The sequence below is a fragment of the Clostridium sp. UBA2485 genome (assembly GCF_002341865.1).
Classification (GTDB): Bacteria; Bacillota; Clostridia; order Clostridiales; family Clostridiaceae; genus Clostridium_J.
This window is the reverse complement of record NZ_DDOV01000074.1, coordinates 19,392-43,049: the sequence shown is the minus strand read 5'-3', so window position 1 is coordinate 43,049 and position 23,658 is coordinate 19,392. Positions and strand designations below refer to the sequence as shown.

16 protein-coding genes and 1 pseudogene are annotated in these 23,658 nt (G+C 28.8%); 4 read left to right on the top strand and 13 right to left on the bottom strand.

Annotated elements, in window-relative coordinates:
* Positions 1 to 10: 10 nt before the first annotated feature.
* On the bottom strand, positions 11 to 2,701 hold the full coding sequence (locus B3603_RS15070; RefSeq protein ID WP_291566383.1) for a sigma 54-interacting transcriptional regulator: 2,691 nt from the start codon (positions 2,699 to 2,701) through the stop codon (positions 11 to 13).
* Between the two features lie 428 nt (positions 2,702 to 3,129).
* Between B3603_RS15070 and B3603_RS15065 the strand changes: the two genes are divergently transcribed.
* On the top strand, positions 3,130 to 3,924 hold the full coding sequence (locus tag B3603_RS15065; protein WP_291566381.1) for a hypothetical protein: 795 nt from the start codon (positions 3,130 to 3,132) through the stop codon (positions 3,922 to 3,924).
* A 114-nt stretch (positions 3,925 to 4,038) separates the two neighbouring features.
* Here B3603_RS15065 and B3603_RS15060 read toward each other — a convergent pair whose 3' ends face one another.
* Positions 4,039 to 5,388 carry a glycosyltransferase family 2 protein gene (locus B3603_RS15060; protein WP_291566379.1) on the bottom strand — a complete coding sequence of 450 codons (1,350 nt, stop codon included), beginning with the start codon at positions 5,386 to 5,388 and terminating at the stop codon, positions 4,039 to 4,041.
* Positions 5,389 to 6,249: 861 nt separating this feature from the next.
* Between B3603_RS15060 and B3603_RS15055 the strand changes: the two genes are divergently transcribed.
* Positions 6,250 to 7,569 carry an amidohydrolase gene (locus B3603_RS15055; protein ID WP_291566377.1) on the top strand — a complete coding sequence of 440 codons (1,320 nt, stop codon included), beginning with the start codon at positions 6,250 to 6,252 and terminating at the stop codon, positions 7,567 to 7,569.
* 113 nt (positions 7,570 to 7,682) lie between these two features.
* On the opposite strand, the gene B3603_RS15050 is transcribed toward B3603_RS15055, so the two are convergent.
* The 4 genes from B3603_RS15050 to B3603_RS15035 form a co-directional block, all read right to left on the bottom strand.
* Complete coding sequence (locus B3603_RS15050; RefSeq protein WP_291566375.1) at positions 7,683 to 9,416, bottom strand: ABC transporter ATP-binding protein; 1,734 nt, start codon at positions 9,414 to 9,416, stop codon at positions 7,683 to 7,685.
* Entirely contained in the window at positions 9,413 to 11,221 is a 1,809-nt protein-coding gene (locus tag B3603_RS15045) for an ABC transporter ATP-binding protein (protein WP_291566373.1), read from the bottom strand. The genes B3603_RS15050 and B3603_RS15045 overlap by 4 nt, the downstream gene beginning before the upstream one ends.
* A gap of 56 nt (positions 11,222 to 11,277) precedes the next feature.
* Positions 11,278 to 11,745 (bottom strand): Fur family transcriptional regulator, encoded by a 468-nt coding sequence (locus B3603_RS15040; protein ID WP_291566371.1) that lies wholly within the window; start codon positions 11,743 to 11,745, stop codon positions 11,278 to 11,280.
* A gap of 342 nt (positions 11,746 to 12,087) precedes the next feature.
* Complete coding sequence (locus tag B3603_RS15035; protein ID WP_291566369.1) at positions 12,088 to 13,095, bottom strand: helix-turn-helix domain-containing protein; 1,008 nt, start codon at positions 13,093 to 13,095, stop codon at positions 12,088 to 12,090.
* A gap of 837 nt (positions 13,096 to 13,932) precedes the next feature.
* Between B3603_RS15035 and B3603_RS15030 the strand changes: the two genes are divergently transcribed.
* Positions 13,933 to 14,598 carry a hypothetical protein gene (locus B3603_RS15030; protein WP_291566367.1) on the top strand — a complete coding sequence of 222 codons (666 nt, stop codon included), beginning with the start codon at positions 13,933 to 13,935 and terminating at the stop codon, positions 14,596 to 14,598.
* Positions 14,599 to 14,899: 301 nt separating this feature from the next.
* Here B3603_RS15030 and B3603_RS15025 read toward each other — a convergent pair whose 3' ends face one another.
* Complete coding sequence (locus B3603_RS15025; protein WP_291566365.1) at positions 14,900 to 15,823, bottom strand: transposase; 924 nt, start codon at positions 15,821 to 15,823, stop codon at positions 14,900 to 14,902.
* A 206-nt stretch (positions 15,824 to 16,029) separates the two neighbouring features.
* Between B3603_RS15025 and B3603_RS15020 the strand changes: the two genes are divergently transcribed.
* Positions 16,030 to 16,752 (top strand): lysophospholipid acyltransferase family protein, encoded by a 723-nt coding sequence (locus B3603_RS15020; RefSeq protein WP_291566363.1) that lies wholly within the window; start codon positions 16,030 to 16,032, stop codon positions 16,750 to 16,752.
* A 151-nt stretch (positions 16,753 to 16,903) separates the two neighbouring features.
* Here B3603_RS15020 and B3603_RS15015 read toward each other — a convergent pair whose 3' ends face one another.
* The 6 genes and pseudogenes from B3603_RS15015 to B3603_RS14990 all read right to left on the bottom strand — a co-directional run bounded on the left by B3603_RS15015 (position 16,904) and on the right by B3603_RS14990 (position 23,110).
* Entirely contained in the window at positions 16,904 to 17,176 is a 273-nt protein-coding gene (locus tag B3603_RS15015) for a hypothetical protein (protein ID WP_291566360.1), read from the bottom strand.
* A 311-nt stretch (positions 17,177 to 17,487) separates the two neighbouring features.
* Positions 17,488 to 18,360 (bottom strand): aminotransferase class III-fold pyridoxal phosphate-dependent enzyme, encoded by an 873-nt coding sequence (locus tag B3603_RS15010; protein WP_291566358.1) that lies wholly within the window; start codon positions 18,358 to 18,360, stop codon positions 17,488 to 17,490.
* A gap of 497 nt (positions 18,361 to 18,857) precedes the next feature.
* The gene (locus B3603_RS15005) at positions 18,858 to 19,553 is read right to left on the bottom strand and encodes a 4'-phosphopantetheinyl transferase family protein (RefSeq protein ID WP_291566356.1); all 696 of its coding nucleotides are present in this window, start codon (positions 19,551 to 19,553) and stop codon (positions 18,858 to 18,860) included.
* Between the two features lie 510 nt (positions 19,554 to 20,063).
* Positions 20,064 to 20,279: a heavy-metal-associated domain-containing protein gene (locus B3603_RS15000; RefSeq protein ID WP_291566354.1), complete on the bottom strand. Its 216-nt coding sequence runs from the start codon at positions 20,277 to 20,279 to the stop codon at positions 20,064 to 20,066.
* Positions 20,280 to 20,361: 82 nt separating this feature from the next.
* A complete protein-coding gene (locus tag B3603_RS14995) occupies positions 20,362 to 22,809 on the bottom strand; it encodes a heavy metal translocating P-type ATPase (RefSeq protein WP_291566352.1) in 2,448 nt (815 codons plus the stop codon).
* 34 nt (positions 22,810 to 22,843) lie between these two features.
* Positions 22,844 to 23,110: pseudogene (locus B3603_RS14990) on the bottom strand (metal-sensing transcriptional repressor).
* Positions 23,111 to 23,658 lie beyond the last annotated feature (548 nt).

The window sequence follows — 23,658 nt, the reverse complement described above, 5'->3', positions numbered from 1 at the left end:
ATTTAAATATTTAATCTAATTCATTGAACATAAACATACGACAAATATAAGCTACTTCATTATTTGTAATTTTTACATTATATTGTTCTTCAAGTTTTTTCAAACACTGTTTTATTTGTGCAATTTCTCTACTATATTCATCAATAAAGCCTTCCAAATCTTTAAATATTGATTCATTACCCCCATTTTTTAGTTTATCTATTAAAAAACATATGTGAATTATTATTCCTACTTCTACTTCATCACTAAGAGCTTTTTCTAACTGTATTTTTATTTCTTCAACCGTTTGTTTTACATCTTCAACAGTTCTTTCACAGCCATCAAAATTTAAGTGTTCTTTAAGTGATGAGCTAATTTTATTATAAGTATCATTTACTTCAACTATTTCTTTAAGGGTATTTATCCCACCTTCAATTAATAAATCTTTTGCAGATATAAAAGGTATATCATCTATATGAATTTTTACTGTTCCAACTATAGCTAAAATTTTGTAATTTTCCCTATAATAATCTACTGAACTTAAAAATTCTCTTCTATTTATGATGTTCATTGGAATTATCTCTATCTTCTCAAGATTTGGTAGTTTTTCACAAATAACTCTCTTTAATCTCTCAGCTGCCCCATCTCCAGTAAAACAAGCAGTTATAATAATATTTTTCTTTTCTATATTAGCTTTTCTGATTGGTCCTCTTGTAAAAGAATTATTTTCTTTACAACTTTGGTATACTTCTATTAATTCTCTGCCTAAAACTGCTTTTCTTAAAGCTTCAATAACCATAGGAGTACTAGCTCTATCAATAGTTTTAACAATTATCCCAGTTTCTTCATATATCATGTCTCCAAAGTTTACTAGTGACCCCATATCTACTAAAAGCAGAACTCCCTTACTTTTATTTATATCTTGTGCCTTCTTCTTCGCTAGCTGATATGCCTCTTCTGCATTCATAGCTAGAGGCATGTCTAAAGCAACTGCATGATTTACTCCCACTAGATCATTAGCAACCTGTACCATACTGCTAGCAGTACTGTCTCCATGAAATATTACAAGTATCCCCACTTTATCTTTTTCTTCATTTTCTAGTTCGAAAGAATTTGATGCTAAAAACATAGTAATATAGCCTATTTCGTCAAGAGGTGTTTCGATATAAAAAGTATTATCAATGGCCTTTGCTATTTCCATAGCAACTAAAAATTCTTCATCATATTTGGCTCTTATAAAATTCAATTTTGGGTTATATATTTTCCTTCCATTTTTAATTCTTCTTATACTGCCATTTAAATGTAATGCAAGAGCAAAATATAAATTGTCATCATATTCTTTATAAAGCTTATTTTGAGCAAAAGTTAATATATAATCTACTGTATTAACTATCTCTTCTCCAACTATATTTATTATTTCCTCTCTCTTAACCTTAGATGTTATATATCCAATATGCTTTTTAAAATGACTTTCTATATCAATATTAAGGATTTGATTAATCTCACTATCTTGAATACCAGTTGCTTTTAAATTTTCTAATTTTCTTTCTATATCATCATAAAAATCTCCTTTTTCTTCATGACTCTCCTCCATTTCTTTTAATTCCTCTTCTTTATAATAAAATTTAAGTATATCTCCAGTATTTTTTAAAATATTATCTATTTCTTCTCTATTATCTTTTATTTTTAAAATCCCTTTTTTTACATAACTAGGTAGATCTTCTTGAGTGATTATTATATAATTTTTTCTTTGTGATTTATAATTTAAGAATGCCTTTGCACAGGCTAATTGTATGTCACTTTTTAACTGTCCTATATTATTGGGGCAATCATATAATAAGAAAGACTCCAAAGAATTACGATTAATATATATACTCTTTCCCAATCTTTTTGATTCATCCTTTATGAATAACTCAATAAGCCTATACCTTTCCTTCATTCCTCTACTCATTAATGATGGTAAAGTAATTATCATTGGAATTCTTCTAGTAAATGTCTTTAAAAGATGAGATTGAGGATTTTCCGTAGTAGCAGCTATTATCTGTACTGATGCCTTTTCTATTCTTTCCGTTTCTCCTAACGGTCTAAAGTGTCCTTTATCTATAAATGTAAAAAGTATTTCCTGTCCATGGGGTGGCAGTCTATGCACTTCATCAAGAAATATAACCCCACCATCAGCTTTTTTTAGTAATCCTTCTCTATCCTTATCTGCTCCAGTATAAGCACCCTTTTTTACTCCAAAGATATAAGCTATTAAAAGTTGAGGATTATCTGCGTAGTCTGCACAATTAAAATGTATAAAAGGTGCATCAAAAGAAAGCATTCCTGCCTCCACAGAGAATTTATACATAAGTTCCGCAAAAAGTGACTTTCCAACTCCTGTTTCTCCAAGGATAAGGGTATGTAGCCCCTTTGGTGGATAAAGTATAGCTGCCTTAGCCTGCTGGATAGCTATTTGCAAACTATTTTTAGCCCCTATAATGCTATCCAAACTATTTTTATTTTCCTCTGAAATAACAATATTTTCTTCTAAAGTTTTATAAAGAACAGGACGGCCTTGAATCTTCTGAAGTTTTTTCTCTAAATAAAGTTTATTAAGATATCTGCTAACATTTGCCCTATCTAAATTTAAAATTTTACTCACATCAAAAGCAGATACTCCTTTTGGCATTTTCTTTTGCAATACTGAAACAGTCTGTAATATTTTATCCTTACTCTTCAAAACATTCCCTCCAAACATTTAGTAGGAAAATTTTACAAAAATAAATTTATACATCTTTTAAAAATAACTGGTAAAAACTTCTGAGGACATTTTCTACGAAATTCGATGTATATAATATAAATCCCACAATATTATCTAGTTATTTTTTAAAGGATGCGTTATTTATATAATTATAACACTTTTAAATGACATTCACATTATTTGGAAGAAATCTTTAAAGCTATTATTAATAAATTTACATAAAAACCATATTTTTAAAACATAATTGTAATTATAAAAATTATTTGTTAGATTTTTCATAGTATATACTAGAAATTTTAAAAGTTATACTCTAAAATCCCAAAAAGCTGTAGCCTGATTTTTCAAACTACATACTATAATTATTAGAAAGTAATCCTTTCAATTAGTTTGTAAAAGGAGATTTAATTATGAAGAATATAAAAGAAGTTATTAATATAGATAATTCAAATGATCAAACAGCAACTACATCAACAGAAGAAAAAATGATTCCTGAATTAACATTAGAAACATCAATGACAAAAGAAGCATTGGTAAATACAACATTAGAAGAAGAAACAAAAGAATTAACTGATTTACCAACTGAAACTACAGAAGTTAAAGCCGTATTACCATGTGGGTCTCCTTGCCCTCCAGTTCCTAATCGTACAGTAAATTTTTGTTGTATCATAGATATTCCTAGTAATCTAAGAATCACTGCATTTGATGCTGCAAGAATTACCTATAACCTTGATTGTTTACAGTGTGTTGTAGAACCTTGCACTACTACTGCTACAGTTTGTGGCTGCCCTATAACTCTTACTGTGTTTAATGTGAAAATTGTAGGATGTATCCCATTCTTAATAAATGCCTTTATTACTAGTACAGCATGTACAAGAGTGAGAAATGGCTTCCCTAGAGATGCTTCTTTATGTTGTCATGATTCTGTATGTGTAAATAATATTATATGTACTAGATGTAGTGAAGCTGAAGCTAATGCTGCATGTGATATTATTCGTGGAAAACTAGCTAACTGTACTTGTGTTGATGCAACTATTAATCCTCTTACACCATTAGCTTGCCCTAATTTCCCTGGAGTAATTAAAGGTATAACTGTTTCTGGTTTCTTTACTCTTCCAAATTGCAATCCATCAATTCCAGGAAATTNNATCCACCAATTCCAGGAAGTTGCACTCCATAGTGACTTTTCTCATAATATTAACTAAAATTTTTCTTATAAGTTACTCATATAAATAGAAAAATTATGGCTGTTCTAAAAAGAACAGCCTTCTTAATTAATATTAAATTATCATCCATTTTTCTGAGATATCTTTTATTTATTATTTCCACTTACGTCTAAGATTTAATATCTCTTGAGAATATCCTATTATAGACATAGGACTCATAATCATTTGGTACATAAGTACATATACAACAAAACCTAATATATTTCTTCTTACTCTTAATCCTAATCTTTTAAATACATGCCTTTGATATCTATAAAGTATAAAATTCTGAAATAGTGCTAAAGGCATAACAAATAATGTAAAAGGCCCTACTACCCAAAACTTTCCAAATAGTGCTAGTATTAATCCTGGCATCCAGCAAAAAGTATATACAAAATCAAGATATGGCATAACAAGATTTATACCTGTAAGATAACGAACATAGAATATTGGATGTTGCCAAGGTTTAACTATTTTTAAAGCCTCAAGCATTCCTCTTGCCCATCTGCTTCTCTGCCTTGACAAATGCTTTAATGTTTTAGGTACATCTGTAAAAGCTACAGCTAATGGTTCAAAATATACTTTAAGATCATGCTTTAAAAAATTCCAAGTTAAAACAATATCTTCACCAATGGCATCAGGCCATCCTTCCATCAATCTTAAAGCCTCTGTCTTATATAAAGAATATGCTCCTTGAGCTACCAATGTTCCTTGATATAAGCCTTGCATTCTCTTAATACTAGCAATTCCTAAAAAATAATCCCATTCCTGAAGCTTTGCAATAAAATTTTCTCTACTATTTCTTACCAAAACAGTTCCTGCCACAGCGCAAACCTCTTTTGGTGCAGATTTAATTCTTGATACAATGTACCTTATTGCAGATTTATGCAATAAAGTGTCTGCATCTAAAGTAACTGTATACTCTGTTGTTATGTAATTTAAAGCTTTATTTAAAGCATTATATTTTCCTGGCTTTTCTTCATAAAGAACTTGCAAATTTAAGCTCAATTCTTCTCCTGCTACCTGTGCAGAATGAAATGTGTTATCTGTAGAACCATTATCAACAACAATTACATTAATATTTCCATCGTAATCTTGATTTGCTATATATCTTAAAGTATTAGCAATATTTTTTTCTTCATTTTTACATGCAATGATAATTGTAACTTCGTCATTAGGGCTTGTATCTAAAAAAACTGGCTGCCTATCCATTAGAAGACTAGTAACAATAAATGCATTAATATAACCTGGTATATACCCTATACCAGCAATAATTAATATTGCTACCGGCTTTGTAACTATCATTCCAAGATCATTTATCCATGGTAAAGATACATATATAGAAAATATCATCCAACTAAATGCAATTATATGACTTAATAAAAACTTATAAGGTACTTTAATATAAATTTTTTTATGAAATAAATTTGTTTTATTCTTTACTTTAGTTTGAGTCTCAAACATTTTAACCTCCATTCTACTATTCTATAAATATAATATTTAAATATTTATATTTATTACAAATATTAAATATAATGTAAATACTTTTACATAAATATTCTTACAAGAATTAATTATTTTGCATTAATATTATAACTTATGAAATTAAGAAATTCAGTACTTTTTAAATATGTAGTTCATGGTAATTTAAATCACAAATGGAAAATTACACATAATAAAGATTTAACATAAAAATACTTATATAAAACACTTTTCATAACTGCTGCCTCTTCATTAACTGCTGCAGCCCCTCCTGAAATGACAGAAACTGTTCTAGCCTATGTTGCTACAAATAATATGCTTTCAGTAATCAAAATAATAACCTCTTTAGTCTTTGTTTTCCTACAATTTGATAATTAATATCATAAAATATTAGAACCTAATTTTTAAAAAATAAAAAGCAGAAGATATTTACTTTAGTAAAATTGATATTAAAAGAAATGTTACTTAATTCTTAGCAATGTCTTTAATTAGTCAATGAATAAACTTAGACATTTCTGTTATTAAAGCCTAGGTATGATGATTTTAGTATTACCTACTATGATTACTATGATAGTTAAAGATATTTTCCCATATTATAGGTCTACTTTTAACTCTACCTTCTAGTATTCTATATCTTAATTTTTTATGGATTAAACTAATAATATATATTTTCTAAGTATTATTACGACTATCTTAGCTTCTACAGGAATTTATGTAGGCAATAAAAGAAATGTCTTGTAAAATTGTAATAATATATAATAGTATTTATAAATATCTTCTTTTCTTACGAAGTATATCCCATTTTGTTCTAAAATTTTAAGATAAAATATAGGGGGAATAAAAATGAATAAAGATGAATTAAAAAAACAAATAATTAAAACTATTGATGAAAATAGAAATAAAATTATTGAAATAGGTAAAAAAATATACTCTACTCCCGAATTTGGATATAAAGAATTTAAAACTACAAATACAGTAGTAGATTTTATGAAAAATGAGTTAACTTTGGATGTTGAAGAAAATATTGCGGTTACAGGATGTAGAGCTGAAATAAACTCTAATAAAACTGGCCCTAAGATAGCCTTATTAGGTGAGTTAGATGCCATATCATGCAAAGACCATAAGGATGCTAATGAAATAGATGCTATTCATGCATGCGGTCATAATATACAAATAGCTGGAATGTTAGGAGCCGCTGTAGGACTAGTTAAATCTGGTGTTGCTGATAAGTTAGATGGCAAAATAGGACTTATGGCAACTCCTGCTGAAGAATTAATTGAATTAGAATATAGAGATAATTTAAGGAAAGATAAAAAAATAAAATTCTTTGGTGGAAAACAGGAACTTATTTATCGTGGTTACTTTGATGATGTAGATATTTCTATAATGTTTCACTCTTTAGATATGGGCGAAAATAAAGCCTTAGTAGGTACTGAAAGTAATGGATTTATAGCAAAAAAAATTAATTTTATAGGAAAAGAAGCACATGCTGGTTCAGCACCTCATGAAGGCATCAATGCTTTAAATGCTGCTATGCTCGCTATAAATAATGTACATGCTCAAAGGGAAACTTTTAAAGAAAGCGAAAGAGTTCGATTTCATCCAATAATAACTAAAGGTGGAAACATAGTAAATTCAGTTCCTGCAGATGTTAGAATGGAATCTTATGTTAGAGCTAGAACTATAGAAGGAATATTAGACGCAAATGCTAAAATTAATCGTGCTCTAATGGCTGGTGCTTTTGCTGTAGGAGCTCAAATAGAGATTACAGAAATTCCAGGCTATTTACCAATATTAAGATATAGAGAATTAGATAATTTATTTAAAGACAATTTAGTTGCTATTGGAATAGCTGAAGATAAAATAATAGATGGAGGAGATTTTACAGGCTCCTTTGATTTTGGAGATGTATCACAATTAATGCCTACTCTTCACCCAATGATAGGTGGAATAAAGGGAAGCCTTCATTCTAGAGAATATGAAATAATAGACGAAGATTTAGCATATATAACTTCTGCGAAAGCAATGGCATTAACTGTAGTAGATTTATTATGTGATAATGCAAAGAATGCAAATAAAATATTAGATAACTTTACTCCTAAAATGACTAAAGAAGAGTATCTAAAATTAATGGATAGTAATGATAAAATAATAAAAGCATAGAAATAACACTATCTCAAATATCTTTATCCTAGAGCATTTGAATATCAAAAATTCATAACCATAAAGCAATCCCCGTAGAACTTATTTATTCTACAAGGATTGCTTTATAATTATTATGAAGATATACTCCATCTGCTAGATTGATGTTGTAAATTCCAAAGACGAGAATATAATCCTTTTTGAGAAATTAACTCATCGTGGATGCCCTGCTCTACAACTTCTCCATTATCTAAAACAATAATATTATCCGCTTCATAAATAGTTTTTAGTCTATGTGCAACTACAATAACTGTTCTTCCTTGAATAAGTTCATTTATTGCTTTTTGTATATCCACTTCATTTTCTGGATCCAATGATGCAGTTGCTTCATCTAATAGTACTACTGGTGCATCCTTTAGTATTGCCCTAGCAATAGAAATACGTTGCTTTTCACCACCAGAAAGAGTAGAACCTCCTTCTCCTACAGGAGTATCGTATCCTTGAGGAAGCTTCATAATAAAATTATGACAGCATGCTCTTTTCGCCGCTTCTTCTACTTCACTTTGCGTTGCGTTCTCTTTGCCAAATCTTATGTTATTTCCAATGGTATCTTGAAAAAGATATACATCTTGAAATACCATAGAAACTTTTTTAAGAAGTGCTTCTGGCTCTAATTTTTTCATATTTTCATTCCCTATAAGAACTTCACCTTTCTGCGGATCATAAAAACGAGCTATTAATTTTAAAATAGTACTCTTTCCACTGCCGGAAGGTCCCACCAATGCAGTTAATGAGCCCTCTGACATTTTCACAGAAACATCTTTAAGAACACTATTACTTCCATACCCGAATGTAACATTTTTTAATTCAATATCATGACCTTCAGATGGCATTTTATCTCCTGATAAAACAGGCTCATTTAATAAATTTACAATTCTTTCTCCTGCCTGCTGATCATAATTAATTTCTGAGAAATCTCCAAGTGCTGTAGTTAGAGGATCAAATACTCTTGTCCCTACAATTAAAAATGTAACGAAGGTTATAATATCCAATTTCCCACCTAAAAGTAAATGTGTACCCACAAATACCATTACTGTAAGTCCTGCTCTAATACATGCTAACGCTGTCAACACTATTGGTTGTAAAAATCCTTCTATTTTTATACTTTCAATCATAAACTGTCTAAATGCCTTTTCAAGACGAGTAAATCTTTCTCCTGTTAAATTATACGCTTTAATAGTTCCTATACCGTTTAAATACTCCTGTAATCTATTAGCAGCATATATTTTAGATTCCATATGTCTCTTACCTACTCTTTTTTGTAATTTAGAAGTAGCTTTTATAATCAAAGTTCCTACAGGTAGCGCCACAAACATGGCAATAGCCATACGCCAATCCAGAAATAACAATCCAATAAAAGCAATCACCGGCATAACTAATGCTCCCACTAATTGAGGCATAAGGTGAGATATACAATGTTCTATTAGAGCAAAGTCACCCATCATCATATTTCCAAGATCACCAGGATCTCTACTTGTCAAATATCCAAGTGGTAATTGTCTTAAATGTTCAGCTAATTTTGCCCTTCCCTCGGCAGCAACTATAAATGCTCCTCTATATGCTGACTTATAAGCCGGTATTTCTCCTAAAAACATTATTATCATGGATACAAATAATGCACCACAGGTTAACCACAGCTTACCTATATCAAGAGCCGTTCCAGTTGAATAGGATTCAAATATTATCTTTGCTGCTGTTATCGCTAAAGTAAAAGGTAAGATATTTAGAATATTAGATAGAACTGAAAAGAAAATTGGTTTTCTTAACTTTTCTGGATTTCCAGCAGTTATATTATAAAGGATCTTCATGCTATACTACCTCCCTTTTCAAGCTTCCATTTTCCTGCATCAGTATATGCATCCCACATTTTTTTATAAAGTCCATTATTGGCTTTTAATTTTTGATGTGTACCTTTTTCTACAATACATCCTTCATTTAGAACAATAATTTGTTCTGAATCTTGTATAGATGAAAGTCTATGAGCAATAACTATTACAGTTTTATTTCTCATCAGTTCTTTAAGTGCTAATTGCATTTGATACTCATTTTCTGGGTCAGCAAAAGCTGTTGCTTCATCAAGTACTAAAATAGGGGAGTTTTTAAGTATAGCTCTTGCTACAGATACTCTCTGTTCTTCGCCACCAGAAAGATAAGTTCCACCTTCTCCTATGAGAGTATCATATCCATTTGGAAATCTTTCAATAAAATCATGACATTGTGCAGCCTTTGCAGCCGCATACACTTCCTCTTTAGTTGCATCAGGCCTTCCTACTAAAATATTTTTATAAATAGTATCATAAAATAAAAATGAATCTTGAAAAACAAAGGACACTGTATCCATTAAATTCTCTGTACTCATATCTCGTATATCCACTCCACCTATAGTGATGGAACCCTTTTTTACATCCCAAAATCTTGGAATTAAATTTGCAATTGTAGATTTTCCTGAACCAGAAGGCCCTACAAGAGCAGTTACTTTTCCTTGCTCTGCTTTAAAATTTATATTTGAAAGTGCTTCCTTACGTATTGAGTTTTCAGTTGAATCATAACTAAAGGATACATTTTGAAATTTAATATCAAATTTTTTTGGTATTTTAGGATTCTTTACTTCTGGCATAGCTTCTTCGTTAAGAATTTTATCTATACGTTCAACGCCTTCAGAAATATCTCCTATTGTAGAAGCAAAATTAGCAAACTTATACATAGGAGCTGATACTCCTGGTGCCATAATTAGAAAGAAAAGTAACGTTAACGCAAATGCCATGTTTTCAGGTTTTCCACTTAAAATATATACACCTACAGGTAAAATAAAGGTTAAAGAGGATCCTAACATTACTTTGAAAAAAACATAGCTATTTTGAAATTGATCTGTATATCTTACACAATAATCTCTGTAACTTATCATATCATCATAAAATTTTCTAAAAGAACGGACAGTTTGTCCAAATATCTTTATAACTGGCATACCTCTTACATATTGTACAGTTGATCCATTAATTCTCTCTAATGAATCATGATAAAACTTTAAGTTTTCTTTAGCTTTTTCACCAGTTCTCATTCTAGATTGAACAAAGAAACCTAAAAATAGCGGTACAATGCAAGCGATTGCAAGCAGTGGACTCAGATAAAACATTGCTATTATCATTACTACTGTTGTAGCTAATACATTAACTAAATCTGGTAATTGATGAGCAACAAAGTTCTCAATTTTTTCTACGTTTTGTTCCATAGTTTTTTTAATTGCTCCTGTAGAATTTTTAGTAAAATATCCAAGTGGAAGCTTTCCTATGTGAGTTGAAAGTTTTACACGTAAGCCATATAATATACGATAAGCCGCCATATGAGAACATAACCCTGAAAAATACATAGTTATAATTCCACCAATTAATCCCATTAATGCTATAGTACCCCAATGCATCATCAATGCTCCATCAGCTAAAGACGGATTAAAAGCATTCTTTAACAATTCTGCAAGTATAAAATAAATAGATATATAAGGTACAAGCATACAAATAGCACTAATAGATGATAATGTTCCTGAAATAATTAGTAACCCTCGTTTTTCTCCGGCAATTTCTAATAAACGAGGGATTCCTGTTTTTTTCTTTTCCAAAATTTTTGCCTCCTTTATATTGAAAATATTGTACATTTAATTGTTTTAATTTTTTATTATGTATGAAGCTTACTATTTTCATTACATACACTGCATAGACCATAAAATATAATATTATAGTTATTTATTTTAAACTTATTATTATTTTCTATTGTGCGTTCTACTTTGTTTAAAAGTTCAGCTTCAATCTCTATAATCTTTTTGCAATTTAAACATATTAAATGTGGATGATATCCTTTTGAACCTATAGGAATAATCTCATATTTAGTAAAACCATCACCTAAATCAATCTCATGCAAAAAACCTATTTTTTTTAGTAAAAGTACAGTTCTATATACCGTTGCAATACCTATATCAGGTATGGTGATTTTTACAAGATCATAGATATCTTTTACAGATAAATGATCAAATTTATTTTCTATAATAACATTGACTATTGCTTTCCTTTGAACAGTTAATCTGTAACCTTTCTCCATCAATTTGTTTTTTGTATATTTTACTTCTTCCAGTGATAGTTTTGACATTTAATTCTTCTCCTTTTCCTTTATACATATCATCTTAGGCATCTGAAAGAAAATAACTATTTAAAGATGCCAAATATGCTAATATACTAGCTGTTTTCTTGAAGTTGCTTTAATATTATTGAAGGTAAATATACTTTACTTGCTTAATACACCTCCTCTATAAGTTGATATTTTAATTTTCTTCAAAAATATTATTGATAATGATTATCCCTATCATTTATTATAAAAGAACTAATTCTTCCTCTCTACTCATATAAGGATTTAAAAAGACGAAAAAAGGATTATTAAATAAAAAATTGCTGTTATCATTTTTTACACAGCAATTTTTTAATATTCTATATCTCATTGTTTAACTACATTTTGTAAATATTCCTTTGGGTTAACTCCAAACTTCTTACGAAAAGCTGAAGCAAAATGGCTTGCATTTGCATATCCCACTAGGCTTACAACTTCACTAACCTGCATATTCTTTTTTTCTAATAATAAACGAGCTGTTTCTAATCTCTTATCGATAACATATGCATATACCGTATCACCAAATATCTCTTTAAATCCATTTTTCAGCTTAAATTCGTTAAGACATATCATTTTAGATAAACGCGCTAATGTAGGTGGATCTACTAAACTATTGTCTAAAATCTCTTTAGCTTTATAAAGGCTTGCTACATCCTCATTAGAAAGCTTTATTGAATTATGCTTTTCTTGCTGATAAATTCTTTCATTGAGATATATTGCAAGAATCTCAAGTATTTTACCTTCCATATAAATATTTTTTAATCCTTTTTCATATGGACAATTCAGTATTTGTTGTAAAACAACCTGTATAGATGGTGTAATCTTATCCCTATAGAATATTTCATCCTTTTTACCATTACAAAATGTATTCCATTCTTTTTCAATGTTCTCTGTTATTTGATAAAATCTCTTAGGATGAATTTTAATCTCCATAAAGTTAAAGTTTCGGTCAGGTAAATAAGTGCATCTTTTTATATTCTCTCTATTTTTAGCTTTAGCGAAAAAACTCTCTCCGCTAAAAAGTTCAAATTGATCTTTATTCCCTTTGAATTCCCATTCTATTCCATCCCCTACACAAAAAAACATATCTATATGTGGGGTCTTTGAAATACCTTGCACCTCCATCTTTTTATGAAAAGTCATATTAAAATCTATAATTTGAATATTTTCATAAGAAACAATTTGCTTGAAGTACCCATGCCCTATTTCTTTAGGAATCTCGAATTCATAGCCATTAGCTTCTAAATTATATATATTAGTAAGATCTTTACAAACAGAACATTTTCCCTCTACTATATTTGTTATGTCATATTCCCTCATCCCTTTATTAAGCATAGTAATTCACTCCCTTTTGTTATTATGCTTTTATAATTATCATAGTCTTTTGCTTTATATTAATGAGTGTAAAAGTCGGCAAAAACATATCATATTTTTAAATCTCTGTTATACTATATATGATATTAAACACAATATAATGATAATAATAATCATTTTCATTATATATTTTTAAAATATGCAGCTATTAAAAGCTGCTTTATATTATAAATAAAAAACTATTTTATTAAAATAACATTACCTAATATGTATTATACTAATTGCAATCATCATTATCAACACATCCATAACAAAAATTCTTCCATTTCTTTTAATAACTACTATTAAATCACTTTCATCAATCGCTTCCATTATAATCTCATATATCCATTATATCATTTTCCTTTAAGGGACGGTTCATTTTTATTCTTACATTCTTATTACATTCTTATTAAACATATAATGTAATTTAAAATATAATTATGAACCGTCCCTTAGATATAATTTTGCTATGAAACTATCTCTTTTCTTAAAAGAATCTGTTACATTTTCACATTACTAAAAGTTTTTCAAAGCATATTCTCATAGCTAATATCTTTAAATATAAAAAAATTTAATCATTTTTACTATATATAAATATATAAAATTTTTATCCTTAAATTAAGTGTTTAGCACATTCAACTTAAAATGAATTTCATAATTATAAATATTTTATACGATACATTAATTTGAATTAATTATACATTTCTTTCTATAATTTTCATAAAATCTCATTTACATTTTTACAATTTCATGCTAATATTACATATTGTTATGCTTTACAACATAATTTTACATTAAAAAGGAAGGATTGTTTTTATGAAAAAATTAAAAAATTTACTTTTATTAACGGCTGTTTTAGCTGTATTTGCTTTTGGAGGTTGTTCTTCTAAAGAAAAAACAGAACCTGTAGAGCCTATGAAAGCTAGCTTTGAAACTAAAGATTACGATGGAAAGAATTTCACTGCATCAATCCCTGCAAATTGGGAAGTTGATGAAACAACAATGGCTCCTATGGTAGCATTTTTAAACGTTTCCGAAAGTACTGAAAATTTTACTTCTAATGCTAATGTTAACATATTAGACTTGCCTAAAGAGGACTTAGGAGACATGAGTAAATACGTTGAACTTTTAAAGAAGGAGCTTGAAAATACTCAAGAAGGACTTATTTTTAATGTAACTAATTCTGAAGTTATAAATCTTCCAAGTGGACAAGGTGCTTTATTTGAATTAGACATAAAGCTTTCATCTGAAACAATTAAAGCTTTAGTAGATAGCAATAAACTTGATAAAGAATGGTTAGACATACTTAATAAAACTGGTTCTATAGATGCTTTAAAAGATGAAGTATATTATAAACAAATTCAAATACACATGCCACAGAATAATAAAATGGCTGTAATCGGTTATGCTTTCACACCAGCTAGCTCTGCAAACAATAAAGAAATAACTACTTATTTAGCTCATCATCTTAAAGTAAAATAAAATTTATATTAAAATCTATATACAAAAGCCTACTTACTTTTAATGTAAGTAGGCTTTTTCCATATTTATATTTGAGGGACGGTTCATTTTTATTCTCATATTTTTATACAATACTATAATTCATTTTAAATATAATTATGAACCGTCCCTTAAATTAAATGAATAAAGATTAAATATTATTGTTTATTATAATCAAGTATATGTAAATCTATTGTTATTTTAATTTTTATCATAAATATTTCTAAACTTGTCCCTTTTTTCTTTATAAGCATAACATTAATATATAAAGATATTTTTTATATTAGCATGCTGTTCTTTTAAGATTAATTTCTACTAATTCATCTAACATAGTTTTATAAAATTTATCTTTAATTATCAGTTCTACTCCATATTTGCAAAGTATAGATACATTAGATTGTGTTATGTTCTTTAGTGTTTTGCATATTTCTTTTTGGCTTTTGCCACTGAACTGAGTTAAAAAAACTGTATATATCGCCTTTGCCTGTCTACTTTTTCTTCTATGTTTTAATTTTAACTCTATCTCATCAACTCCTGTTTTTTCACATACAAAATTGCTTATTTCTTTTTCTGAACAATTTCTAAGCAAAATAACCTTTTCACTTCTATATTCTGATTTATCATTTTCAAATTCCATTTCTTTAAGCTTTTCTTTTTCTATATCAAACATAGCTTTATAGTAGTTCTCTCTTGCTCTTCTTTTTCTTCTCCCAAAGAAACTCATTATATATTCTTCATTACAAATATTAAATCTGTTTTTTTCTAATCCTAAATACAGTGATAAACTTGAATACATATAATCTTCTGGTTTTTCTTTGTATTCTTTTATATCTACTGGATTTCTATGTATATATTTAGAAACTTCTATTAAGTATGTATCGCTATTTATGGGCTTGCTTTTATATCTGTCTCTAAATACTGGTCCGTTATGCTTCTTACACTTTCTAAGATATCCTCCATATCTTAAGTTAAATTTTTTCATTATTTTACTTAAATCTCCGCCATTAATGTCTATCAAAAAATGAGTATGGGTATCCATTAAGCAATAGGCATAAACCTTAAAATTTTCTTCAATTTGTAGCTTTCTTAGAATTTGAAGCATTTTTTCTTTATCTTTGTCATTATAAAATAAAGGTTTATCAGGAAAACTTCTAGTCATAACATGATATATTCCACTTTCACTTAATACTCTAGCTACTCTTGCCATAAAATATCCTCCAATTATTATAGTTTTTATAATTATTGCCATTGCTTAAGTCCCTAAACACATTTTTATATGATACTTGGAAATTATTTATACTTTTTAATGAACCGTCCCTAACATAAAAACTATCATCTAAATTTCAATCTCTTTCCCTATATATGACTTTGTACTATAATAAAAATATATTAAATTAAATATGGAGGGTTATTATGCTAAGAACAATCGCTTGGTACACGCATTTTGCAGCAAGTTTACTTGGAAAAACTCCTCAAATGTATAAGGTGAAATCTTTAGAAAAGCAAGGTAAAATAGATGATAAAATAGATTATGTTCACAAAGTTACATCTAAGTGGGCAATGTCTCATGTGAAGATAAGTGGTGCAAAAGTCACAGTAATTGGACAAGAAAACATCCCTAAACATATACCTGTAGTTTTTATGAGTAATCACCAAAGTAACTTTGATATTGCACTATTTATGAGCTATATTGATAAACCTAAAGGATATATCGCTAAAGCTGAGATGGAAAAAGTTCCATTGATTCGTACATGGATGAAATATATGAACTGTGTATTTATGGATAGAAACAATTTGAGGAAGTCAGCGCAAGCAATCATAGAAGGTGTACAAATATTGAAAGAAGGGTATTCCCTTGTTATCTTCCCAGAAGGCACAAGAAGTAAAAGTGATATAATGGGAGAATTTAAAGCTGGGAGCTTTAAATTGGCTACTAAAGCAAAGGTACCAATTGTACCAGTTACAATCCAAGGATCGTATAAACTAATGGAACAAAACGGTAATAGAATTAAACCGGCAGATGTTAAAATAATTATTCATCCAATAATAGAAACCGCAGAACTAACGAAAGAAGAACTGGATAATCTACCTGCTCAAGTAAAACAAATTATTGGAAGTCAGCTACCTAAAGTATAAAAAGGTCAAGATACACACTAATTTTTTTAGAAATTTTTAGTGTGTATTTTTTAATACTATATTTTGCCATAACAATTATTTCAAAATATAAAATAAATCATGAACCGTCCCTTAAAGATAATACTAAATTAACTATTGCTTAAAGTTAATTTTATTTAAGACTTGTATATTCATAATAATCACTAAATGAGCCTTTTGTCATAATTCCTTGTTCCCCATTTGATTTTATTAGCTTATACTTTTTTCCAGAAGAAAATGCAGATGATATATCTTCTAACGTATAGTTAGTAGAAAATAAATTGCTAGTTTTAAGTTTACCTGTAAAAGTTTTGTGTAATTTTCCACAATCCTCATTAAAGAATGATCCTTTTTTGAATAGGTGTGCATTGCCATTTTTTATACTTATTTTATATCTCTCCCCCATATAAAATACCTCCCACAAACTTATAGTTATAATTATATATTACACTTTATAACTATAAGATTAAATCTAACATAAATCACCCCTATGACTTATATTGCAATTATTGCATTAAAACATAAATTAGAGTTGTGTTTTAATATGATAGATTTAATATTGTTTTCATAATTAATTGAGGAGTAAATTTATGTTGAATAAAATTAAAATTGTGAGCTGTAAAATTAAGAATTAAAATGAACCGTCCCTTACACATTGCCTTTAAGATAATCACTCTATCATTGATAAAACTTGGTCCAAATTATTTAACATACTATTTATATCCTGTTTTTAATTGTTAATGGTGGATAGAACCTTAATAAATTTGCTACAGGTTTAAATCCAGCTAAAAAACCTCTTTCCACTAATTGAAGATATACACTCTCCAAAGAAAATTTTTCAGCATTGTCATTGAACTCAACAGCTATCATTAGCCCTTTTCCTCTAACTTCCTTAATGCATTTATGCTTTTTCGCCAGTTTTTTCAAGTCTTCTAAAAACTTTATTCCTAAATAGTAACTTCTATGGAGTAATCCATCATCTTCAATTATATTAATAACTTCATCAGCTATAGCACATCCCAATGGATCATTTTGGTGAGACTGAGCATAATGAAAGCCATTTGTTTCAAGATTCTCTGCTACTTTTTGTGACATTACAACGGCACTAACTGGATAACCATTACCTAGTCCTTTACCAATAGCAACAATATCTGGTTTAATATTATAATGTTCAAATCCATACCATTCACCAGTACGACCTATACCAGTTATAACTTCATCAATAATAATTAGGCCTTGTTGTTTAACCATGTTTTCGAGAGTTGTTATTAATTGTTCTGGTGGTAACTTCACTAAGCCTGATGCATTGCCAGGTTCAAATATAAGTGCACCTATTCTATCTATTGGTATTTTATTTAAGTATTCACAATTCAAATTACATTGTTCTAAATTATTACACTTATGACATCTACTCCAATCAAAGCAATACCATTCATCTGAACTTCTTCTTCCAGCAGATCCATATGCTGATAAATATGAATCTGATAATGTAATGAATACAGGCTGTTTTATTATACGTTTTGCAATCTGCACTGCAAATTCAACCGCTTCGCTTCCTGAACTGAGAAAGATACATTTTCCTTCAGACATTTTAACAGTTTCTAATATCTTCTTAGCTGCCTTTTCTACTATTGGATTTGTATATCGATAACCTAGGTGACTAACTAATTGTAATTACTTATTAATTACTTCATTAATCCTTTCATTATTATGTCCTAAAGCTGTACATCAAACACCAGACTCTAAGTCAATATATCTCTTACCTTCACTATCGTATAAATAACAATCTTGGGCTCTTACAATATCTGCCTTTACTGTGTAATAACCTGAACACTCTAAAATACAACTTATATTTCTCCCTCCATTTTATTTATTTAAAAATTATTACCGTAATTATTTAATATTAGCTAGCATATTATTTTAAGAGCTGTAAAATTCTATTTAAAAATAATTGAAAAATTCATCAAGAAGTTAAAACAGCTTTCTCAAAGGGACGGTTCATTTTAATTTCTATATTTTTGTAAAATATTAAAATATAATTTAATATAAATCATGAACCGTCCCTTAAAAATTAGCCCTTACAATCATTAAGTAACTCTCCAATAGCTATCAATTAAATAATTTTGATTTATTCTTATTATGTTATTTGGAATTTCTTCGTTTAGCGAGCATACTGCCATTTTATATTCTGATTCAATATTAAACTTCTTAAAGTTATATTTCTTCATTTTATTTTTTGTAATTAATTCAATATTATGGTGTTCATCTATATTAAAAGAAAATGACTTTAGAGGTATTGTTAAGCCTCTTCCATCTGCTTTAATATAACTTTCTTTCAACGTCCATATTTCATAAAATTTATCTATTTGAGCTTGTAAATCTCCTTTTAATATAAAATCACATTCGTCTTTGGAAAAGAAACTTTGAGCTATCCCCTTATGATCAATAGATTCTATTTTTTCAATATCAATCCCTATAGGTTTATTATCAATTGCACATACTACAAAGTCACCTGAATGCGAAAGGTTGAAATTAAAATTAGAATAGCCTTTTAAATATGGTTTCCCCTGTACATTTTTTTCAAATATTATATCTCTATTGTTTATATTTAAGTTTTCGAAAATTATATTCCTAATTAAAATCTCTGAAATTAAAGACCTAATTTTATCTTTTTTATTTATAAACTTATTTATCTTATATTTTTTTTCTACATCAATATATCTAGTTAAGTTCTTTAATTCTGATTCACTGATATCTAAAATTCTCACAGCATAAATTTTCATAAAACTCTCACCTACGTCTTTATTATTTATAATTATTATTATACACCGATGTTATGTAATATTTTGTAATATATTGTTTTTTACAAGTTTATATTTATAAGGTACTTTATGTATAATAACTAACATTAGAAACAGATAAAAATTATTATTAAACTATTTACAAAGAAATAAATTGAAATTTTCTAAGGTAATATTTTTAGAGTATGGCTTTAAGATAGATATTCTTAATATTAAACTTATTGAGCTATCAAGTAAAAAATAGTTGGCTACATATAGAAAATATGACATTTGTAAGTTTTAAGATACGAAAATCATAACAGATAAAGAAGATTCAATCTCATATAATCTCCTAAATTTATATAAATTACTAAAATAATTATAGATATCAGTGGAATAAAAAAAGATGATTCCTGCACAATACAGAAATCATCTTCTTAATTCAACATAGCCTTTTTTAAGCGTTTTATAGGGTATATTTTAAAATTTAATTATCAAAGCTCTTCTATTTGCTTATAATGTTTCTATTCCAATTACGTTATACTTTTCAGTATTAATAGCATTTTTTATAGCTTCATCACTTACATCAGCTGCTGTATCAAGTAGAACATATTTATCTGATAGATTTATATCTACATTAGTTACGCCCTCTACATTAGTTAATGCTTCTTTTACATGTTTAGCACAATTTTCACACTTCATACCTTCAACTAATATTTTCTTTTTCATTTTGTTTTTCCCCTTTCAAATATGAATTTTTATTTAATCTGTTATTATATTTATAAATTATTTGTTAATCATTTTTAACTCATTATTTAACTGGCTTAAATCTTTTTAGTCTTAAAGCATTCATTAATACTGATACAGAGCTAAGGCTCATTGCGGCTCCTGCTATCATAGGATTTAATAGTGGTCCTCCAAAGATATGAAGAACTCCCATAGCTATTGGTATTCCTAATGTATTGTATCCAAATGCCCAGAATAGATTTTCCTTAATATTTTTAATAGTATTTTTACTTAACTGTATAGCTGTAGGAACATCCATTAAATCACTTCTCATAAGAACTATATCTGCAGATTCCATAGCAACGTCTGTTCCTGAACCTATAGCTATACCAATGTCTGCTTGTGCTAGTGCTGGAGCATCATTTATACCATCACCAACCATTGCAACCTTTTTACCTTCAGCTTGAAGCTTTTTAACCTCATTTGCTTTGTCTTGCGGTAAAACTTCTGCTAGAATTCTATCTATTCCAACTTGTTTAGCTATAGCTTCAGCAGTTCTTTTATTATCACCAGTTATCATTGCTACTTCAATTCCCATTTCATGAAGTTTTTCTATTGCTTTTTTACTGTTTTCCTTAACAGTATCAGCAACAGCAATGATTCCAGCCATCTTATTGTTTATAGCTATATACATTGGAGTTTTGCCTTCTCCTGCTAATTTATGAGAAGTTGCTTCTAGATTTTCTAATAATATCTTGCTTTCCACCATAAGTTTTCTATTTCCAAGTAAAATATCTTTGCCATCTATTTTAACTTCGATTCCATGACCTGGGATAGCTTTAAAGAAATCAAGTTTCTTAAACTCTAATCCTTTTTCTTCAGCGCCTTTTACAATTGCTTCACCAAGTGGATGTTCTGATCCTTTTTCTGCTGATGCAGCTAATTGTAATAAATCATTTTCTGTTATACCATTTGTAACAACTACATCTGTAACCTTTGGCTTACCTTCTGTAATAGTACCTGTTTTATCAAATACTATTGTCTTTATTTTGTGAGCAGTTTCTAGTGCAGCACCACTCTTTATTAAAACACCATGTTCAGCACCTTTACCTGTACCAACCATAATAGCTGTTGGTGTTGCTAAACCTAAAGCACAAGGACACGCAATAACTAGTACAGAGATAAATATTGTAAGTGAGAATATTTCTGATTCTCCACCAATGAAGTACCATGCTAAACCTGCAATAACTGCTAAAGCAATAACTATTGGAACAAAGTACCCTGAAATAATATCTGCAAGTTTTGCAATTGGTGCTTTAGATCCCTGAGCATCTTCTACAAGCTTTATAATTTGTGCTAAAGCTGTATCTTTACCAACTTTAGTAGCCTTATATTTTATAGTACCGTTTTTATTTATACTTGCACCAATAATCTTATCACCAACATTTTTTTCTACTGGAATACTTTCACCTGTTAGCATTGACTCATCTACAGAAGTAGTACCACCTACCACTTCCCCATCTACTGGCATCTTTTCTCCTGGCTTAACTACTATTACATCGCCTACTTCTACTTCTTCAATAGTAATTTCTACTTCTTTTCCGCCTCTTATGACTATAGCTGTTTTAGGAGCAAGTCCCATTAGTTTCTTTATAGCTTCAGAAGTTTTTCCCTTGGAAACTGCTTCTAAATATTTACCAAGAGTTATTAAAGCAATAATTACAGCTGCTGACTCAAAGTATAAATCATGAGCATACTCATGGTGTCCACCAAAAATTTTAACTGTAGCAAATACCCCATAAAGGAATGCTGCAGATGTACCTATTGCGATAAGTGAATCCATATTTGGGCTTCTTTTAAACAATGCCTTAAATCCAACTGTATAGAATCTATTTCCAGCAATTATTACAGGTAATGTAAGTAATAATTGGGTTAAAGCAAATGCTATTGGATTAATATTTGGATTAATGAAGTCTGGAAGAGGAAGCCCTACCATATGCCCCATAGATACATATAGTAATGGTATTGTAAATATTGTAGATATAATGAACTTTCTCCATAAAAGTTTCATTTCTTTTTCTTTTTTCTCTTTATCTGCATCTACTGTTGTTTCTTCTTCTCTTGCTTTATAACCTGCTTTTTCTATTGCTTTCTTTATATCTGAAGCCTTTATCTTTGAGGGCTCATAGCTTACACTTAATTTCTCAGTTGCATAATTAACATTTGCTTCTGTAACTCCATTAAGTTTTCTAGTTGCCCGTTCTACTGCTTTTGCACAGGATGCACAGGTCATTCCTTCTATTTTTAAGATTTTATTTGTGGAATCAGCAATGGCCTTATACCCTGCTTTCTTAACAGTTTCTTGAATATCTGCTACAGAAATCTTTGTTTCATCAAAGCTTATATTTAATTTTTCTGTAGCAAAGTTAACATTTGATTCTGTTACACCTTTTAGCTTTTTAGTAGCTCTTTCTACAGCCTTTGCACAAGATGCACAGGTCATTCCTTCTATTTTTAATACTTTATTTGCCATATATTTTCCCTCCTTAATCTAATAATAAAGTATTTTATTTACCAATTACTTTTGATAAAAGCTCTATAATTTCATCTATTTTCTCACCTGCATTATCATGCTGAAAAGCCTCCATAACACAGTAGTCCATATGCTGTCTTAAAATCATCAAATTAGCTTTTTTTAAAAGTGATTGTGCAGCAATTATTTTATTTGACACATCTATACAATATCACTCTTCTTCTATCATTTTAATAGTAGCTTCAATTTGACCCCTAGATATTTTTAGAGCTTTTACTGCTTCTTCTTTTTCTTTATTCAATCTTTCACCTCCATACCCCCACCGGGTGTGGGTATGCTTTTATAATATTCCTAATAACTAAATCTGTCAACACTTTTTTATAAAAATTTTCATCGAGTTTCTATTTATATTAGTTATTGAGCAGAATCAAATTACATTTTATCGACTGATATCCATATCAAATTTTTAGAGATATTACCTAGCAAAGCCATTATTCTCTGCATAATAGATATAGGCATATCTACAAACCCCTCTAGGCATAAATAACAGTAAACATTTTTTCTTTTACTATTATGGTTTTATATAAATTTAGAATTGCTAAAGCTAACATTCGCTTTATTAATAGGAAATACATAATTGTTGAAAAATAAATGCTAAATAAAATACCGCTAACTAAGATAAAAAGCTTGATTAATAGCCTTTTCTTTTTTAATTTCATGAAATAATTTTCATTATGATTAATTTTACGTATAAAAATAAGACCTACCATCGATAAGTCTTTTTACAAACGTTAAATATTGATTGTCATATATAAAAAATTATATATACCTACTGCATCTTTGCTAGAG

What these genes read in the sequence shown, in the direction of transcription:
- B3603_RS15060 (WP_291566379.1), bottom strand. Translation starts at nt 5,388, where the DNA reads ATGTTTGAGACTCAAACTAAAGTAAAGAATAAAACAAATTTATTTCAT.
- B3603_RS15055 (WP_291566377.1), top strand. Translation starts at nt 6,250, where the DNA reads ATGAATAAAGATGAATTAAAAAAACAAATAATTAAAACTATTGATGAA.
- B3603_RS15050 (WP_291566375.1), bottom strand. Translation starts at nt 9,416, where the DNA reads ATGAAGATCCTTTATAATATAACTGCTGGAAATCCAGAAAAGTTAAGA.
- B3603_RS15040 (WP_291566371.1), bottom strand. Translation starts at nt 11,745, where the DNA reads ATGTCAAAACTATCACTGGAAGAAGTAAAATATACAAAAAACAAATTG.
- B3603_RS15035 (WP_291566369.1), bottom strand. Translation starts at nt 13,095, where the DNA reads ATGCTTAATAAAGGGATGAGGGAATATGACATAACAAATATAGTAGAG.
- B3603_RS15030 (WP_291566367.1), top strand. Translation starts at nt 13,933, where the DNA reads ATGAAAAAATTAAAAAATTTACTTTTATTAACGGCTGTTTTAGCTGTA.
- B3603_RS15025 (WP_291566365.1), bottom strand. Translation starts at nt 15,823, where the DNA reads ATGGCAAGAGTAGCTAGAGTATTAAGTGAAAGTGGAATATATCATGTT.
- B3603_RS15020 (WP_291566363.1), top strand. Translation starts at nt 16,030, where the DNA reads ATGCTAAGAACAATCGCTTGGTACACGCATTTTGCAGCAAGTTTACTT.
- B3603_RS15015 (WP_291566360.1), bottom strand. Translation starts at nt 17,176, where the DNA reads ATGGGGGAGAGATATAAAATAAGTATAAAAAATGGCAATGCACACCTA.
- B3603_RS15010 (WP_291566358.1), bottom strand. Translation starts at nt 18,360, where the DNA reads ATGTCTGAAGGAAAATGTATCTTTCTCAGTTCAGGAAGCGAAGCGGTT.
- B3603_RS15005 (WP_291566356.1), bottom strand. Translation starts at nt 19,553, where the DNA reads ATGAAAATTTATGCTGTGAGAATTTTAGATATCAGTGAATCAGAATTA.
- B3603_RS15000 (WP_291566354.1), bottom strand. Translation starts at nt 20,279, where the DNA reads ATGAAAAAGAAAATATTAGTTGAAGGTATGAAGTGTGAAAATTGTGCT.
- B3603_RS14995 (WP_291566352.1), bottom strand. Translation starts at nt 22,809, where the DNA reads ATGGCAAATAAAGTATTAAAAATAGAAGGAATGACCTGTGCATCTTGT.